Genomic DNA, 15,229 nt, shown 5'->3' with positions numbered 1-15,229 from the left:
GGGTAAACTTGCCGCCTTCGCTGAACCCCTGACGGTATTGCCATGAATTTCGCCCAACTCGGCCTGATCGAACCGCTGCTGCGCACCCTGCAGACGCTGGACTACACCACGCCCACCCCGGTCCAGGCCAAGGCCATCCCCGCCGTGCTCGCCGGCCGCGACCTGATGGCCGCCGCCCAGACCGGCACCGGCAAGACCGCCGGCTTCGCCCTGCCGGTACTGCAACGCCTGGCGCTGGAAGGGGAGAAGGTCGCCAGCAACTCGGTGCGCGCGCTGGTGCTGGTGCCGACCCGCGAACTGGCCGAGCAGGTCCACGCCAATGTGCGTGAGTATGCCGAGAACCTGCCGCTGTCCACCTACGCGGTGTACGGCGGCGTCAGCATCAACCCGCAGATGATGCGCCTGCGCCGTGGCGTCGACCTGCTGGTGGCCACCCCGGGCCGTCTGCTCGACCTGTTCCGCCAGAACGCCATCAAGTTCGGCCAGGTGCAGACCCTGGTGCTCGACGAAGCCGACCGCATGCTCGACCTGGGCTTTGCCGAAGAGCTGCAGGCGGTGTATGCGGCGTTGCCGCGCAAGCGCCAGACGCTGCTGTTCTCCGCGACCTTCTCCGACCAGATCCGTATGCTCGCGGGCCTGGCGCTGAACGACCCGCTGAGCATCGAAGTCAGCCCGCGAAATGCCGCTGCCAACACGGTCAAGCAATGGCTGGTGCCGGTGGACAAGAAGCGCAAGGCCGACCTGTTCTGCCACCTGTTGCGCAAGCAGCGCTGGAAGCAGGTGCTGGTGTTCGCCAAGACCCGCAATGGCGTGGATCAGTTGGTCGAGCGTCTGCTGGCCGAGGGCGTGAACGCCGACGGTATCCACGGCGACCGCCCGCAGGCCACCCGCCAGCGTGCCCTGGACACCTTCAAGGCGCGTGAAGTCCAGGTGCTGGTGGCCACCGATGTGGCTGCCCGCGGCCTGGATATCGACGACCTGCCGCTGGTGGTCAACCTCGACCTGCCGATCGTCGCCGAGGACTATGTGCACCGTATCGGTCGGACCGGCCGCGCGGGCAACAAGGGTGAGGCGATCTCGCTGGTGTGCGCCGACGAGGTGCAACTGCTGGCGTCGATCGAGACGCTGATCCGCCAGGTGCTGCCGCGCCATGAGGAGCCGGACTTCATCCCCGATCACCGGGTGCCGGTGACCGATGCCAGTGGCCAGGTGCTGAAAAAGCCGAAGAAGCCCAAGAAACCGAAAGAGAACAGTGCCAAGCGTGGTCTGGGGCGCTGGATGGACAGCGAGGAGGCGGGGGCTTCGGCGCCGGCGGTCAAGGCCGTGCGCAAGGTGCCGAGCTTTGGTGGCAAACCGGGCAAGCGTAAGCCTTGAGATTTTTGGGGCCGCTTTGCCGCCCTTTCCGGCCGGTCCGACGCCTCGGCAAGGCCGCTCCTACAGAGGACCGCGCATCACCCTGTAGGAGCGGCCTTGTGCCGCGAAAGGGCTGCGTAGCAGCCCCGGCAATCTACCTGACCTGACGCATTAACCAATCCGCCGCAGCATTTCCTGCCCGCAAACCACTGGCAAAACACGCCGTCAGCAGGTACCCCCCAGTCGGCGCCTCCCAATCCAGCATCTCCCCCGCGCAGAACACCCCAGGCAGGTTGCGCACCATCAGCCCTTCATCCAACCCTTCGAAGCGCACGCCACCAGCACTGCTGATCGCCTCGTCCAGCGGCCGGGTCCGCACCAGCATGATCGGCAATGCCTTGATCGCCGCCGCCAGGCGCTCGGGGTCGGCAAAGGTCGCCTGGTCGGTCAACTCGCGCAACAAGGCCGCCTTCACCCCGTCGATCCCGAGCTGGCCGTGCAGGTGCTTGGCCATCGAGCGCGATCCCCTGGGCTTGGCCAGGGCCTGGGCAATCTTGTCCACAGGCCGGTCCGGCAGCAGGTCGAGCAGCAGCGTCGCCCGCCCGTCGCGGTCAATCGCCTCCCGCAGGGCCGCCGACCAGGCATACACCAGGCTGCCCTCCACCCCTTGGGCGGTGAGGATGAATTCGCCCTTGCGCGACGCGGCGCCGGGTATGGCAAGGGCGATGTTCTTCAGCGGGGCGCCGGCGAACTTGTCCTTGAGCAGATCACTCCAGCCCTCGACCTCGAAACCGCAGTTGCTCGCCCGCAGCGCAGAGATATCCACACCGCGTTCGGCCAGCAGCGGCACCCAGGCACCGTCCGAGCCCAGGCGTGCCCAGCTGCCGCCACCCAGGGCCAGCACCACGGCGTCGGCCCGTACCTGCAGCTCGCCTTGTGGATAACTGATCCGCAGGGCACCTTCGGCTGTCCAGCCCAACCAGCGGTGCCGGGTGTGGATAACCACGCCGGACTCGCGCAGGCGCTTGAGCCAGGCGCGCAGCAGCGGCGCGGCCTTCATGTCGCGAGGGAACACGCGGCCCGAGGTACCGACGAAGGTTTCGATGCCCAGGCCGTGAATCCACTGGCGCAGGGCCTCGCCATCGAAGTCGCGCAGCAGCGTGTCGATCTCGCCCTGGCGTGCGCCGTAACGGCCGACGAAGGCGGGGTAGGGCTCGGAATGGGTGATGTTCATGCCGCCGACGCCGGCCAGCAGAAACTTGCGGCCCACCGAGGGCATGGCGTCGAACACTTCTACCGCCATCCCGCGCCGGGCCAGGGTCTCGGCGGCCATCAGGCCGGCGGGGCCGCCGCCGATCACGGCGACTAGGGGGCGGGAGGCGGGGCGGGGATCGTTCATGGCGGGCGACAGGCTGTGGAAAAGACCGCGCATTCTACCTCAGCGGGGCCTGTCACGACACTGCTCAAAAAACGATCAATTCTTTGCAGCTCAGGCAGTTAAAGGGCTGGAGCGGCTTTCCCGCAGGTTATCCACAAGCGGTTCCACAGTCATTGTGAACAACCGAGCACCCGCGCTGCGCTGTGGTGGAGGATGCCGTGGCGCCGGGCCAGGGCTTCGCGGTCCTTGCTGTAGCCGCCGCCGATCACGCCCATCACCGGGATGTCGCGGCCCAGGCACTGGCGCAACACATGCTCGTCGCGGGCGGCCAGGCCTGCGTCGGTCAGTTGCAGGTAACCCAGGGCGTCGTCCTTGTGCACATCGACGCCGGCGTCGTACAGCACCAGGTCGGGCTGGTACAGCGGCAGCAGGTAGTTCAGCGCATCTTCGACCACCTTGAGGTAGGCGCTGTCGTGCATGCCGCGGGGCAGGGGGATGTCCCAGTCGCTCTGGGCCTTGCGCGCCGGGAAGTTCTGCTCGCAGTGCAGCGACACGGTGATCGCCTCCGGCGTGTCCTGGAGCATGCGCGCGGTGCCATCACCCTGGTGCACGTCGCAGTCGAAGATCAGCACCCGGTGCACACGGCCGGCCTCCAGCAGGTAACGGCTGATCACCGCCAGGTCGTTGAAGATGCAGAAGCCGGCCGGGTGGTCGTAGTGGGCGTGATGGGTGCCGCCGGCCAGGTGGCAGGCGATGCCATGTTGCAGCGCCTGCTCGGCGGTCAACAGCGAGCCACCCACGGCGCGCACGGTGCGCCGGGCCAGGGCCTCGCTCCAGGGCAGGCCGAGGCGGCGCTGGTCCTCGCGGGACAGTTCGCCGTTCATATAGCGCTCGATGTAGTCGCGGTCATGGGCCAGGGCGAGGATGTCGTTGGGACAGATCTCCGGGCGCAGCAGGGCGGCGTCGGTGGTCAGGCCACTGTCCACCAGGTGATCGCGCAACAAGCGGAACTTGTCCATCGGGAAGCGATGGTCCGGCGGGAACTCGGGGCTGTAGTCGTCGTGGTAGATCAGCGGCAGGGGCATGGTGTCGGTGCGGTGGGGGCGAGCACCGATCTTGCCAGCTTTGCTGGCTTCTGTGGGAGCGGGTTCACCCGCGATCACCCGCATAGCGGGTGCCAGAGACCGCGCTGGCTGCTTCGCGGGTAAACCCGCTCCCACAGGGGATGGCGAATTGCTGGTAGCCGATCACTTGTCGGCCGACGCCAGCACCCTTTGCCAGTCCGGCTCGTTCATCCGCCCAAGAATCCGCGCCTTGCCGTTGCCATCCACCGACACGAACAGCGCGCTGGCATAACCGCTCTCGCGTTCACCGCCCGGCACATGCTGCTGGCGCGCGAAGTGATCGATGCAACCGTTGTGGGTCACCAGCACCAGGTTGTGCCCGGGCCGCTTGCGGGCCATGGCCTCGGCCGGGAACGGGCGGTCGCAGCGCTCCAGCCAGTCTTCGCTGGTCACGGCCTGGCCGAGGATGAAGTGCGCGGTCTGGCGGGTGCGCAGCTTCGGGCTGCTGAGCAGGTCGGCGCCGGCCAGCCCCAGTTGCTGCAAGCCCTGGCCTACCCGTTGCGCCGCCTGGCTGCCGGACACGGTGATGCCGGTTGGATCGTCCAGGCACGGCCCCGGGGCACTGTCGCAGCGTTCGGCATGGCGAATCATCACGATCACCGCGCCTTCCTTCCAGTCCTGCAGCAGGCCGCTGTCGCTCAACTGTTGCTCATTGCCAAGGTTCACGATGTGCGTCCTCGTCGCTAGCCAGGTGCTGGCCCCGGCCAGTGTCAGGAGCAGGCCGATGACGGCGCCGACCACGGTGCGCGAGCGGCGGCGTTTGCGGGGGGCCAGCAGGGCCGGGTTGTGCAGGGTGTTGCTGGGGTGCATGCGTCACTCCGATGGCAGTGCGGCGTCGACGAAGGCCGCGATAGTGGCGGCATTGTGCGAAGCGGCCTGTCGGGGGGCGGTGAAGCCGATGTGAAAAAAGCATCGGCTGGCTGATGCGCGCGGCCTACGCTGTACACTGCCAGACCGTGATTTCGGAGCCGTGCCGATGACCCCCATTCTCGAACTGGAAAGCCCGCGCCTGGTGTTGCGCCAATGGCAGGACGAAGACCTGCGCGAGTTCGCCGCCCTGTGCGCCGACCCGCAGGTGATGCGCTATTTCCCCGCGCCGATGACCCGGGTCGAGGCGGCGGCGCTGATCGGCCGGATCCGTGGTCATTTCAACGAGTACGGCTTCGGCCTCTGGGCCCTGGAGCGCAAGGACAGCGGCGCCTTCATCGGCATGACCGGCCTGCTCAACGTCAACTTCGCCGCCCCGTTCGGCCCGGCGGTGGAGATCGGCTGGCGTCTGGCCCGCCGCCACTGGGGGCTGGGCTTCGCCAGCGAGGCGGCCTGGGCCTGCCTGCGTTGTGCCTTCGCCCAGTTGCACCTGGACGAGGTGGTGTCGTTCACCACCGAGGCCAACCTGCCATCGCAGAAGGTGATGCAGGCCATCGGCATGGTCCAGGACCTGGCGGGCAGCTTCGAGCACCCGCGGCTGCCCGTCGGCGATCCGCTACGCCCCCATGTGCTGTACCGCATCGACCGCGACCGCTGGCAACAGAACCTGCGCGGCTGAATAGGTCGCCATTCGTACGACGGGACGAACGGCAAAACCCTGTATCATTCGCCGGTATAACCGCGCCGTATTGCCTTGCCAGGAGAACCCCATGAGCCACGTACTCGACGATCTGGTCGACTTGCTGAGCCTCGAGTCGATCGAGGAGAACCTGTTCCGCGGACGCAGCCAGGACCTGGGCTTCCGCCAGCTGTACGGTGGCCAGGTGCTCGGCCAGTCGCTGTCGGCGGCCAGCCAGACGGTCGAGGACGCCCGCCACGTGCATTCGCTGCACGGTTACTTCCTGCGCCCGGGCGATGCCAGCATGCCGGTGGTCTATTCGGTGGACCGCGTGCGCGACGGCGGCAGCTTCAGCACCCGGCGGGTCACGGCGATCCAGAAGGGCCAGCCGATCTTCACCTGCAGCGCGTCGTTCCAGTACGACGAGGACGGTTTCGAGCACCAGGCGCAGATGCCGGACGTGGTCGGCCCGGAAAACCTGCCCAGCGAAGTCGAGCTGGCCAGTGCCATGGCCGACAAGTTGCCCGAGCGTATCCGCGAGAAGGTGCTGTGCGCCAAGCCCATCGAGATCCGCCCGATCACCGAGCGTGATCCGTTCGACCCCAAGCCGGGCGAACCAATCAAGTACGCCTGGTTCCGCGCCGACGGCAACCTCCCGGACATCCCGGCGCTGCACAAGTACCTGCTGGCCTACGCCTCGGACTTCGGCCTGCTGACCACTTCCTTGCTGCCCCATGGCAAGTCGGTGTGGCGCAAGGACATGCAGATCGCCAGTCTCGACCATTCGCTGTGGTTCCACCGTGACCTGCGCGCCGATGAGTGGCTGCTATACGCCACCGACAGCCCCTGGGCCGGCAACGCCCGCGGTTTCTGCCGTGGCAGCATCTTCAACCGCGCCGGGCAACTGGTGGCCTCGTCCACCCAGGAAGGCCTGATCCGCCATCGCAAGGACTGGGCATGAGCCTCGGGGATATTCGCCACTGGGTGTTTGACATGGATGGCACCCTGACGGTCGCCGTGCATGACTTCGCGGCCATCCGCGAGGCGCTCGACATCCCGTCCGACCACGACATCCTCACCCACCTGGCCGCCTTGCCGGCGGCGGAAGCGGCGGCCAAGCATGCCTGGCTGCTGGAGCACGAGCGCGACCTGGCAATCGCCTCCAAGGCCGCTGACGGCGCAGTGGAGCTGGTGCGTGAACTGGCCGGGCGTGATTGCCGGCTGGCCATCCTCACCCGCAATGCCCGCGAACTGGCCCATGTCACCCTCGAGGCCATCGGCCTGGCCGACTGCTTCCCGGTCGAGCACATCCTCGGGCGCGACGAGGCGGCGCCCAAGCCCAGCCCTGACGGGCTGCTGCAGATCGCCCGCGCCTGGGACGTGAGCCCCGGTGAGATGGTGATGGTCGGCGACTACCGCTTCGACCTCGACTGCGGCCGGGCCGCGGGCACCCGCACCGTGCTGGTCAACCTGCCGGACAACCCATGGCCGCAGCTGGCCGACTGGCATGCGGCCGATTGCCGGGCGCTGAGGGCGTTGCTCGGATGATGCCTCTCATGCCCTGCACAATCCCTCTGTAGGAGCGGCCTTGCGCCGCGAAAGGGCTGCAAAGCAGCCCCAGGATCATCAGAGCCAAAATGGCTGGGGCCGCTGCGCAGCCCTTTCGCGGCACAAGGCCGCTCCTACAGGGGAATGGTGTCACCTTGGCGATGGCATGCCCCGCGATCGTCCAGACCTGTCTAAGCTGCACTGCATCTTTTCCCTTGATGGAGACCCACCCATGAGCACCAAGGCCCTCTACGTCCTGCCCGGCGGCGGCTACGACAAGGTCCAGGTCGGCACCTGCGAAACCGTCGCGCCCAAGGCCGGCGAGATCACCGTGCGCCTGCACGCCAGCTCCCTCAACTACCACGACTTCGCCGTGGTCAGCGGCATGTGGGGGCCGAGCGAGCGGCGCATCCCCATGGCCGATGGTGCCGGCGAAGTGATTGCGGTGGGCGCCGGGGTCAGCGAGTTCCAGGTTGGTGATGCGGTGGTCAGCACCTTTTTCCCCGACTGGGTCGATGGCCAGGCTCAGGTCGAGGGCTTTGCCAGCGTGCCGGGTGACGGCATCGACGGCTATGCCCGTGAACAGGTGACTGCCCGGGCCAGCTCCTTCACCCTCGCGCCCAAGGGCTACAGCCATGCCGAGTCGGCGACCCTTACCACCGCCGGCGTCACTGCCTGGCGCGCCCTGATGAGCGATGACCACCTCAAGCCCGGCGACAGCGTATTGGTGCAGGGCACCGGTGGCGTTTCGATCTTCGCCCTGCAATTCGCCAAGCTGGCCGGCGCCACGGTGATCGCCACCTCGTCCAGCGATGCCAAGCTGGAGCGTCTCAAGGCGCTGGGCGCGGATCACCTGATCAACTACAAGACCACGCCCGCCTGGGGCGAAAAGGTTCGTGCGCTGACCGGCGGACGCGGCGTGGACCATGTGATCGAGGTTGGTGGCCCGGCCACGCTGGAGCAGTCGATGATCGCCGCGCGTATCGGCGGGCATGTGTCGCTGATCGGCATCCTCACTGGCGTGGCCGGACAGCTGCCGCTGGTGCAGGCGCTGGTACGGCAGATCCGTCTGCAGGGCGTGCTGGTGGGCAGTCGCGCCCAGCAGCAGGCGATGGTCCGCGCCATCGACGCCAATGGCCTGCGGCCGGTGGTGGACAAGCACTTCGAGCTGGAGCAGATGGTCGAGGCCTTCAAGTACCAGGAGAGCAACAAGCATTTTGGCAAGATCTGCCTGACCTGGTGACATGGTGGCAGGCTTGCCCCGCGATTCAGGTATGGGAGAGCACTGGAAACATCAGCACCTGCCCATCGACACGGGTAGGTGCCGCTCCCCAGACGAACAACGCATCATCGTTATCCGCAACCCGTGTCGCGAAGCCTTCGCAGTTCAGCGGCGCGAACCCCAGCACCACCTCCCGCGTGGTTGCCGTGACCAGTTCAGCCAGCACATCGGCCAGCGCCAGTTCGCGTTCGCAGAACACGTCCACCAGCACCATCCGCTCGCCATCCTGTTCCATCACCACATACGCCTCATGCTCCGAGGAATGGAACAAGGCCTCCCGGTAGGGCCCATCGCAATAGAACATCGTCAGCGGCACATTCGGCACCAGGCTCAATCGCGCCTGTGGACAACTCTTTTCCACCGCATCGATGAAACGTTGACGTTGTTCGCCATCATCCAGGTTCACCGGGTGGAAGGTTGTGGCCCGTGGTTGCGTCGACCAGGGCTGGTAGTACTCGTGTTCGACCACTCGGCGAAAACCGAACCTGGGATAGAGATCGAGTACGGTGCTGTTGGCGAACAGGTACAGCAGGTCGCAGTTACCTGCCCAGCGCTCCACCAGCACCTCCATCAAGTATCGGCTATAGCCACGGCCCTGTGCCTGCGGCGCGGTCATTACCGTACCGATCTGGACGCAGCGCAGGTGCTGGCCATCCAGGGTGAAATCGAGCAGGTTGGCCGAGGCGTTGGCCAGCATCTTCCCGTCGCGAACCAGTGAGCACGGCTGGTTGTCGGCTTGCCAGAAGCCGGCCTGGTACCAGGCTTCGAAGTCGAAGCCATAGGTCTGGCGGGTGAGGGCGTTGAGTTCGGCGCGCAGGTGCGAGTCGTCGCGGTAGTGCTCGACCTGCGCGAGTGCGGGGTCGTCGAGGAGGAGTGCCATGGCGTCCATACCGGTCCGTGAAGTGAGGGTGAACGTTAACCGTAGCGTGGATGAAAAGTTGTAAGGGTTTGTGCTAACGCGGTGAGGGCAGACGTAGAAAGATGGCCGCCCGCACCGCAGTCAGGCGGCGGTCTCTGTTTACGCCGCAGTTTCACTCCCTGCATACACCACCACCGCCGCCCGCAACTTGCGACCGCCGAACAGGCTCATACGCTGGAACTCCTGGTGACTGACCGGCAGGTGCTGACAGTCCAGGACCTGCCGGTGACGAGCGTGGTCGGTGTCGGGGTCGTGCAGGTAGACGAAGTCGTCGTCGCAGGCGGTGACCAGCACCCAGTGCGGCGCCTTGCTGCCGGTCAGCCGGTAGTTGCTGATGAGTACCAGCGCCAGGCCGCCCTCGGCCAGTACCCGGGGCAGATTGGGCGCCTGCCGCGCGACTACCACGTCGCTGTCCTGCAACTCGGCGCAGAAGTCCTCATGGACCAGGCGCATGACTTCCTTCTTGCCGGGCTGGCGCACGCCATCGAGAAACAGCGGCCCCTCGGTATTGAGCAGCAGCCTGACGCGAAAGCCCCGGCGCCAGGCGGCCAGCGCCAGCCCATGAGGGCTGCAGCCGCCGTGACCGGAGGTCATGAACACCGTGGTCGCCTCGCGCCACAGGCGCAGTTCCTCGCGACGGCTCGGCGGGCGCTGCGGTTGCAGCGCGGCCATGGCCATCAGCAGGCAGGCCGGGCCGCAGGTGAAGTCGGTGGTCTGGGCGTAGTAGGGGACCGGTCGCGTCTCGCCCGTCGGGTGCTGGAGGATGCGCTTCTCGTAGCGCAGGGCGCTGCTGTGATCCTCGTAGTAGTCGTCGACCTGGGCGAAACGACGGTAGCCGTGGCGTTCGTACAGGGCAATGGCCTTGGGGTTGTCGGTGCGCACCTCAAGCCGCAGGTAGGCGCGCTCGTGCTCCAGGGCGCAGCGTTCGGCCTGTTCCAGCAGGCGGGCGCCAAGGCCATGGCCACGGGCCTGCTCGGCAATGGCGATGGAATACAGGCGGGCCAGCGAGGTGCCGCGGTGGAACAGCAACAATGCATAGCCCATCAGCTGGCCGTCGCGTTGCGCCACCAGCAGGCTGGCATTGGCGTGGGACAGCATCCAGCGAAAGCTGCGCGGGGTCAGCCGGTCGAGGGCGAAGCACTGGTTCTCCAGTGCCAGCAGGGCCGGCAGGTCGTCAACAGTTGCCAGGCGAAATTCGATGTGCATAGGGCCGCCGTAAAAGTTGCGTAATGAAACGGGACATTCGAAAAACTTCGTGCTTAATAGAAACCGTGTCTACCCAACACAGGGCTTCAAACATGTCTTCGTTTCAGGAACCCTTACCTGGCTGGCCCGGGGAAAGTTCACACTCAAGTACAACTGGTGTTATTTATCCACTGACCCTGGATAACAAGTCAAGTCAGCTGGTGATCATCGTGGAGCGGCGTGAAGACTGGGCTTCGTACCTGCCCAGCGAGGATGTCGTGACGGCCCAGGAATACCTGGAGGAACCACGCGAGGCCGATAACGGCAAACGTGTCCAGGTAATAAACCTATGTCGTAACTATAAATATCTAGGTCACGGTTATTATTGTTCGTTGTTGGCCGAGGCGCGCGGGCATAAAGTCATTCCCTCGGTCAGAAGTATCAGTGAGTTGACCCGCAAGTCGTTATACGGATTGGCCCTCGACGACATGGCGCGCAGCCTCGAGAGCGCCCTGGCCAATCACCCCTACGGCGAAACCGAAGGGTTCACCCTGACCCTGTATTTCGGCCGTACCGATCTGGAACCGCTGCAGGACATCGCCCGCCAGTTGTTCGAAAGTTTCCCGTGTCCGATCCTGCTGGTGGAGTTCCGCAAGACCAGCGCCTGGCATATCGCCGGGGTCAAGGCCGGCGCGCTGCACAAGTTGCGCGAAGACCAGCAGGACCCGTTCGCCAACGCCCTCGATGGCTTCAGCCGCAGGATCTGGCGTCAACCGCGCTCGCGCCGGGTGGCGCGTTACGACCTGGCGATCCTCCACGACCCCGACGAAGCGCTGCCGCCGTCCAACCCCAAGGCGCTGGAGCACTTCATTCGCGCCGGGCGCCAACTGGGGGTCGATGTCGAGCTGATCGGCAAGAAGGACTACGCCCGCCTGGCCGAATACGACGCGCTGCTGATCCGCGAGACCACCAGCGTCGACAACCACACCTACCGCTTCGCCAAGAAGGCCGAGAGCGAAGGGCTGGTGGTGATGGACGACCCGGCGTCGATCCTGCGCTGCACCAACAAGGTCTACCTGACCGACCTGCTGCGCAGCCATCGCCTGGCCATGCCGGCCAGCGAGATCCTCTACCGCGACAACCCCCAGGCCCTGGAAGGCATCGGTGTGCGGCTGGGCTTTCCGCTGGTGCTGAAGATACCCGACGGCTGTTTCTCCCGGGGCGTGATCAAGGTCAAGGACCCCGCCGAACTCCAGGCCGCTACCGGCGAACTGTTCGAGCACTCGGTGCTGCTGCTGGCCCAGGAATACCTCTACACCGAATACGACTGGCGTATCGGCGTGCTCAATCGCAAGCCGATCTTCGCCTGCCAGTACTTCATGTCCAAGGGCCACTGGCAGATCTTCAACCACCAGGCCCAGCGCGACGAGGTCAACGGCGAGTGCCGCACCCTGGCCGTGCACGAGGCGCCGCGGGCGGTGGTGGAGCTGGCGGTGAAGGCCGCCAACCTGATCGGCGATGGCCTGTATGGCGTCGACCTCAAGCAGGTCGGTGATCGGGTGGTGGTGATCGAGGTCAACGACAACCCCAACCTCGACGCCGGCATCGAGGACGCCTACCTGCACGACGACCTCTACACCCTGGTGCTGGAGGAATTCATCCGCCGCCTGGAGCAGAAGCGCCGGGGGCAAGCCTGGTAACGAGGTGCTGGCATGATCGAAAGCTACAGCCTGGCCCATGGTCAGTTGCGCAAGCGCGAAGGGCTCGATTGCGAGGTGCTGCTGTTCGTTGAACCGGACAGCGCCGAGCGTGAACTGTTGCAGGCGTGGTTCCACCTGGATGCCCATGCCCTGGCTTCGGCACTCGACCCGGACGAGGTGTCGCGCATCGAACTGCACCGCGATGGCCTGTTCCTGATCTGGAAGCGCCCGGAGAGCTACACCGGGGGAGACAGTTTCGCCTTCCAGGTGTCTTCCTTCGGCATGCTGATGGTCGACGGCCACCTGGTGTTGATCGCCCCGGACGCGTCCCTGCTCGAAGGCCTCGGACAGCGCCATGCACTGCACGATCCGATGGATGTGTTGTTGGCCATCCTGCTCGACAACCTGCACCACTACCTGGGGCACCTGAAGGTGATCAAGATGGTCGCCCGCGAACTGCAGCAACGTTTCGAGCAGTCGCTGGAGAACCACCACCTGATGCAGATGTTCAACCTCAGCGAAAGCCTGATCCACTATATCAATGCCATCCACAGCAATGGCGCGGTGCTCTCGCGCCTGCGCGCCCATGGCGAGAAGCGTCATTTCAACCCCGAGGTGCTGGCGCTGATCGACGACCTGGTGATCGAGAACAACCAGTGTCACAAGCAGGCCGAGATCTACTCGACGGTGTTCGCCGGCTTGATGGATGCCCGCGGCAACCTGGCCAACAACGCGATGAACGAGACCCTGCGCAACCTCACCCTGATCAACGTGGTGTTCCTGCCGCTGAACCTGATCGCCAGCATTGGCGGCATGTCCGAGTTCAGCATGATGACCACGGGCGTGCCATGGTGGCTGGCCTATGCCGTGCTGGTGCTGGCGATGATGCTGCTGGGCGTGCTCATGGTGCTGGCGCTCAAGCGCCTGGCCCGTTCGGGCAGACATCGCAGCACTGTAGGAGCGGGCTTGTCCCGCGACAGCGCCGGGCCGCACAACGATGTCGTCCCCCATGATCGCAATCGCGGGACAAGCCCGCTCCTACAGATGACTCAACGGGAGGCCCCATGAGCAACCTGCAGATCGGCCTGATGATCGTCACGGTGATCGTGGTGTTCGCGGTGGTGAACTTCTACTGGGACTACCTGCGTGACCGCGACTGACGCAAACAGGCATGCCGAGGGGCTTGACTGACGTGCATGGGTACGCGGTGTCGTGATCGAACCGTTGCCTGACGTTTTCGAGCATTTTGCTCGCGCCGCGCCCGGCTTAAAGTGAAGCCCGCATCCCCACGGTGCGTTGCCCGGGCGCTTGAGAAGGCCGTAACAGAGCGTGCGCAACGTACTCCGCCCTTAGCCGAGGAGACCGTTTCGCCCGCGCCTGCCCGTCCCTTCCTTGTGTCAGCAAAAAGAGAACAAGACCAATGAACACCGTGGGAACTGATGGCAACCTTGCTCAAGGTTTCAAGCCACGTCACGTAACGATGCTGTCCATCGCCGGCATCATCGGCGCGGGACTCTTCGTCGGCTCCGGGCACGCCATCGCGGCGGCCGGTCCGGCCACCATTCTCTCCTATTTCGTGGCCGGCACCCTGGTGGTGCTGGTCATGCGCATGCTCGGCGAAATGGCCGTGGCCCACCCCGACACCGGCTCGTTCTCCACCTATGCCGACCAGGCCATCGGTCGCTGGGCCGGCTACACCATCGGCTGGCTGTACTGGTGGTTCTGGGTGCTGGTGATCCCCATCGAGGCACTGGCTGCCGGGCACGTGCTCAACGCCTGGTTCCCCCAGGTGGACAGCTGGATCTTCGCCCTGGCCTCGGTGCTGCTGCTGGCCTGCACCAACCTGTTCAGCGTGGCCAAGTACGGTGAGTTCGAGTTCTGGTTCGCCATTCTCAAGGTCACCGCCATTCTCGGTTTCATCGGCCTGGGCTTCGCCGCGCTGGCGGGCTGGTTGCCGGAACGCGAGGTCAGTGGGCTGAGCACGCTGGTGGATGAGCACGGCGGCTTCGCGCCCAAGGGCTGGTCCGCGGTGGTCGGCGCCTTCATCACCGTAATGTTCAGCTTCATCGGCACCGAGGCGGTGACCATTGCCGCCTCCGAGTCCAGCGACCCGGCGCGCAATATCGCCAAGGCCACCCGTTCGGTGATCTGGCGCATCAGCACCTTCTATATATTGTCGATCTTCGTGATCATCTCGGTGGTGCCGTGGAATGACCCGCAGCTGGCGGTGGTGGGTTCCTACCAGCGCGCGCTGGAAATCATGAACATCCCCAACGCGGCGCTGATGGTCGACTTCGTGGTGCTGATCGCGGTAACCAGCTGCATGAACTCTTCTATCTATATTGCCTCGCGGATGATGTACTCGCTGGCCAAGCGGGGTGATGCGCCGGCCTTGCTGAAGAACACCTCCAAGGTGGGTGTCCCTCGCGCCGCGGTGTTCGGCAGCACCCTGATCGGCGCGGCCATCGCCATCCTCAACTACTTCGCGCCCAAGGGCGTGTTCGAGTTCCTGCTCGCCAGCTCCGGCGCCATCGCGCTGCTGGTGTACCTGGTGATCGCCATTTCGCAACTGCGCATGCGTGGGCGGCTGGAGCGCGAGAACGCCAACCTCAAGTTCCGCATGTGGCTGTTCCCCTGGCTGACCTGGGCGGTGATCCTGTTCATCAGTGGCGCCCTGGCCGTGATGATGTTCACCGAGGAGCACCGCGCCGAGGTAACCGCCACCCTGAGCCTGGCGATCGTGATCTCGTTCCTGGGAATCGTCACCACGCGCGGCCATTCCCGCAGGGCGGTGGGGGTGCGTTCGGCAGGATAACCAGTGGTGCCCACGCCGAAACCGCGTCGGGCCAACAAGGCGTACAGCGATAACCTTATTACAGGACAGACTGGCCCAAAACAGATGTGGGAGGTGCCTGTCTTGGGATTGGGTTGTGTGTGCGAGGTGTTCGCCGTGGGATTGCTGTGTGTCTCAGAAGTGTTCGCCGAAGATTCTCTGGCGCCTATGAGATCGAGCGCCGCCCGCGCGGCGCATCGCGGGGCGAGCCCGCTCCCACATTTGTTTCGGGCCAATCGCTCCTGGGCCATTACCTGGTCCGCCTTGTTGGTCCGACGCGGTTTCAGCGTGGTCACCACTGCCGCTGCGCACGACTTGAGGCATGCACCAAGGCAGGCGCCGATACTTTCACAGGCATAAT

13 protein-coding genes are annotated in these 15,229 nt (G+C 65.4%); 8 read left to right on the top strand and 5 right to left on the bottom strand.

Going from position 1 to position 15,229, the window contains the following annotated elements; all coding sequences use genetic code 11:
- The first annotated feature begins 42 nt into the window (after positions 1–42).
- Positions 43–1,374 carry a DEAD/DEAH box helicase gene (locus tag LU671_RS19805; RefSeq protein ID WP_186734490.1) on the top strand — a complete coding sequence of 444 codons (1,332 nt, stop codon included), beginning with the start codon at positions 43–45 and terminating at the stop codon, positions 1,372–1,374.
- Positions 1,375–1,507: 133 nt separating this feature from the next.
- Here the strand turns inward: LU671_RS19805 and LU671_RS19800 are convergent, their stop codons facing one another.
- The 3 genes from LU671_RS19800 to LU671_RS19790 form a co-directional block, all read right to left on the bottom strand.
- Positions 1,508–2,752, bottom strand: coding sequence for a TIGR03862 family flavoprotein (locus LU671_RS19800; protein ID WP_232856629.1), 1,245 nt, complete (start codon positions 2,750–2,752; stop codon positions 1,508–1,510).
- 149 nt (positions 2,753–2,901) lie between these two features.
- Positions 2,902–3,816, bottom strand: a complete 915-nt coding sequence (locus tag LU671_RS19795; RefSeq protein ID WP_232856628.1) for a histone deacetylase family protein — start codon at positions 3,814–3,816, stop codon at positions 2,902–2,904.
- Between the two features lie 162 nt (positions 3,817–3,978).
- Positions 3,979–4,665, bottom strand: a complete 687-nt coding sequence (locus tag LU671_RS19790; RefSeq protein ID WP_232856627.1) for a histidine phosphatase family protein — start codon at positions 4,663–4,665, stop codon at positions 3,979–3,981.
- A gap of 166 nt (positions 4,666–4,831) precedes the next feature.
- On the opposite strand from LU671_RS19790, the gene LU671_RS19785 reads away from it, so the two are divergent.
- The 4 genes from LU671_RS19785 to LU671_RS19770 all read left to right on the top strand — a co-directional run bounded on the left by LU671_RS19785 (position 4,832) and on the right by LU671_RS19770 (position 8,192).
- Positions 4,832–5,401, top strand: a complete 570-nt coding sequence (locus tag LU671_RS19785; RefSeq protein WP_232856626.1) for a GNAT family N-acetyltransferase — start codon at positions 4,832–4,834, stop codon at positions 5,399–5,401.
- A 91-nt stretch (positions 5,402–5,492) separates the two neighbouring features.
- Positions 5,493–6,362: an acyl-CoA thioesterase II gene (gene tesB, locus LU671_RS19780; RefSeq protein ID WP_050707021.1), complete on the top strand. Its 870-nt coding sequence runs from the start codon at positions 5,493–5,495 to the stop codon at positions 6,360–6,362.
- Positions 6,359–6,949 carry an HAD family hydrolase gene (locus LU671_RS19775; RefSeq protein ID WP_232856625.1) on the top strand — a complete coding sequence of 197 codons (591 nt, stop codon included), beginning with the start codon at positions 6,359–6,361 and terminating at the stop codon, positions 6,947–6,949. The genes tesB and LU671_RS19775 overlap by 4 nt, the downstream gene beginning before the upstream one ends.
- Before the next feature lie 232 nt (positions 6,950–7,181).
- Complete coding sequence (locus LU671_RS19770; RefSeq protein ID WP_232856624.1) at positions 7,182–8,192, top strand: zinc-dependent alcohol dehydrogenase family protein; 1,011 nt, start codon at positions 7,182–7,184, stop codon at positions 8,190–8,192.
- A gap of 25 nt (positions 8,193–8,217) precedes the next feature.
- Here LU671_RS19770 and LU671_RS19765 read toward each other — a convergent pair whose 3' ends face one another.
- Complete coding sequence (locus LU671_RS19765; protein WP_232856623.1) at positions 8,218–9,111, bottom strand: GNAT family N-acetyltransferase; 894 nt, start codon at positions 9,109–9,111, stop codon at positions 8,218–8,220.
- Between the two features lie 138 nt (positions 9,112–9,249).
- On the bottom strand, positions 9,250–10,356 hold the full coding sequence (locus LU671_RS19760; protein ID WP_232856622.1) for a peptidase C39 family protein: 1,107 nt from the start codon (positions 10,354–10,356) through the stop codon (positions 9,250–9,252).
- Between the two features lie 92 nt (positions 10,357–10,448).
- Here LU671_RS19760 and LU671_RS19755 point away from each other — a divergent pair, with 92 nt between their 5' ends.
- The 3 genes from LU671_RS19755 (at position 10,449) to gabP (ending at position 14,850) form a co-directional block, all read left to right on the top strand.
- Positions 10,449–12,035 carry a RimK family protein gene (locus tag LU671_RS19755; protein WP_232856621.1) on the top strand — a complete coding sequence of 529 codons (1,587 nt, stop codon included), beginning with the start codon at positions 10,449–10,451 and terminating at the stop codon, positions 12,033–12,035.
- Positions 12,036–12,047: 12 nt separating this feature from the next.
- Complete coding sequence (locus LU671_RS19750) at positions 12,048–13,103, top strand: magnesium transporter CorA family protein (protein WP_232856620.1); 1,056 nt, start codon at positions 12,048–12,050, stop codon at positions 13,101–13,103.
- 352 nt (positions 13,104–13,455) lie between these two features.
- Positions 13,456–14,850, top strand: coding sequence for a GABA permease (gene gabP / locus LU671_RS19745; protein WP_203650243.1), 1,395 nt, complete (start codon positions 13,456–13,458; stop codon positions 14,848–14,850).
- Positions 14,851–15,229 lie beyond the last annotated feature (379 nt).

This window comes from Pseudomonas sp. NMI760_13 (assembly GCF_021283245.1).
Taxonomy (GTDB): domain Bacteria; phylum Pseudomonadota; class Gammaproteobacteria; order Pseudomonadales; family Pseudomonadaceae; genus Aquipseudomonas; species Aquipseudomonas peradeniyensis.
Note: the sequence above shows the minus strand (reverse complement) of the source record. Positions and strands in the feature narration are given on the sequence as shown.

Coding starts and splice junctions, on each gene's coding strand:
- LU671_RS19765 (WP_232856623.1), bottom strand. CDS start 9,111: ATGGCACTCCTCCTCGACGACCCCGCACTCGCGCAGGTCGAGCACTAC.
- LU671_RS19795 (WP_232856628.1), bottom strand. CDS start 3,816: ATGCCCCTGCCGCTGATCTACCACGACGACTACAGCCCCGAGTTCCCG.
- LU671_RS19790 (WP_232856627.1), bottom strand. CDS start 4,665: ATGCACCCCAGCAACACCCTGCACAACCCGGCCCTGCTGGCCCCCCGC.
- LU671_RS19770 (WP_232856624.1), top strand. CDS start 7,182: ATGAGCACCAAGGCCCTCTACGTCCTGCCCGGCGGCGGCTACGACAAG.
- LU671_RS19760 (WP_232856622.1), bottom strand. CDS start 10,356: ATGCACATCGAATTTCGCCTGGCAACTGTTGACGACCTGCCGGCCCTG.
- LU671_RS19805 (WP_186734490.1), top strand. CDS start 43: ATGAATTTCGCCCAACTCGGCCTGATCGAACCGCTGCTGCGCACCCTG.
- tesB (WP_050707021.1), top strand. CDS start 5,493: ATGAGCCACGTACTCGACGATCTGGTCGACTTGCTGAGCCTCGAGTCG.
- LU671_RS19785 (WP_232856626.1), top strand. CDS start 4,832: ATGACCCCCATTCTCGAACTGGAAAGCCCGCGCCTGGTGTTGCGCCAA.
- LU671_RS19755 (WP_232856621.1), top strand. CDS start 10,449: ATGTCTTCGTTTCAGGAACCCTTACCTGGCTGGCCCGGGGAAAGTTCA.
- LU671_RS19800 (WP_232856629.1), bottom strand. CDS start 2,752: ATGAACGATCCCCGCCCCGCCTCCCGCCCCCTAGTCGCCGTGATCGGC.
- gabP (WP_203650243.1), top strand. CDS start 13,456: ATGAACACCGTGGGAACTGATGGCAACCTTGCTCAAGGTTTCAAGCCA.
- LU671_RS19750 (WP_232856620.1), top strand. CDS start 12,048: ATGATCGAAAGCTACAGCCTGGCCCATGGTCAGTTGCGCAAGCGCGAA.
- LU671_RS19775 (WP_232856625.1), top strand. CDS start 6,359: ATGAGCCTCGGGGATATTCGCCACTGGGTGTTTGACATGGATGGCACC.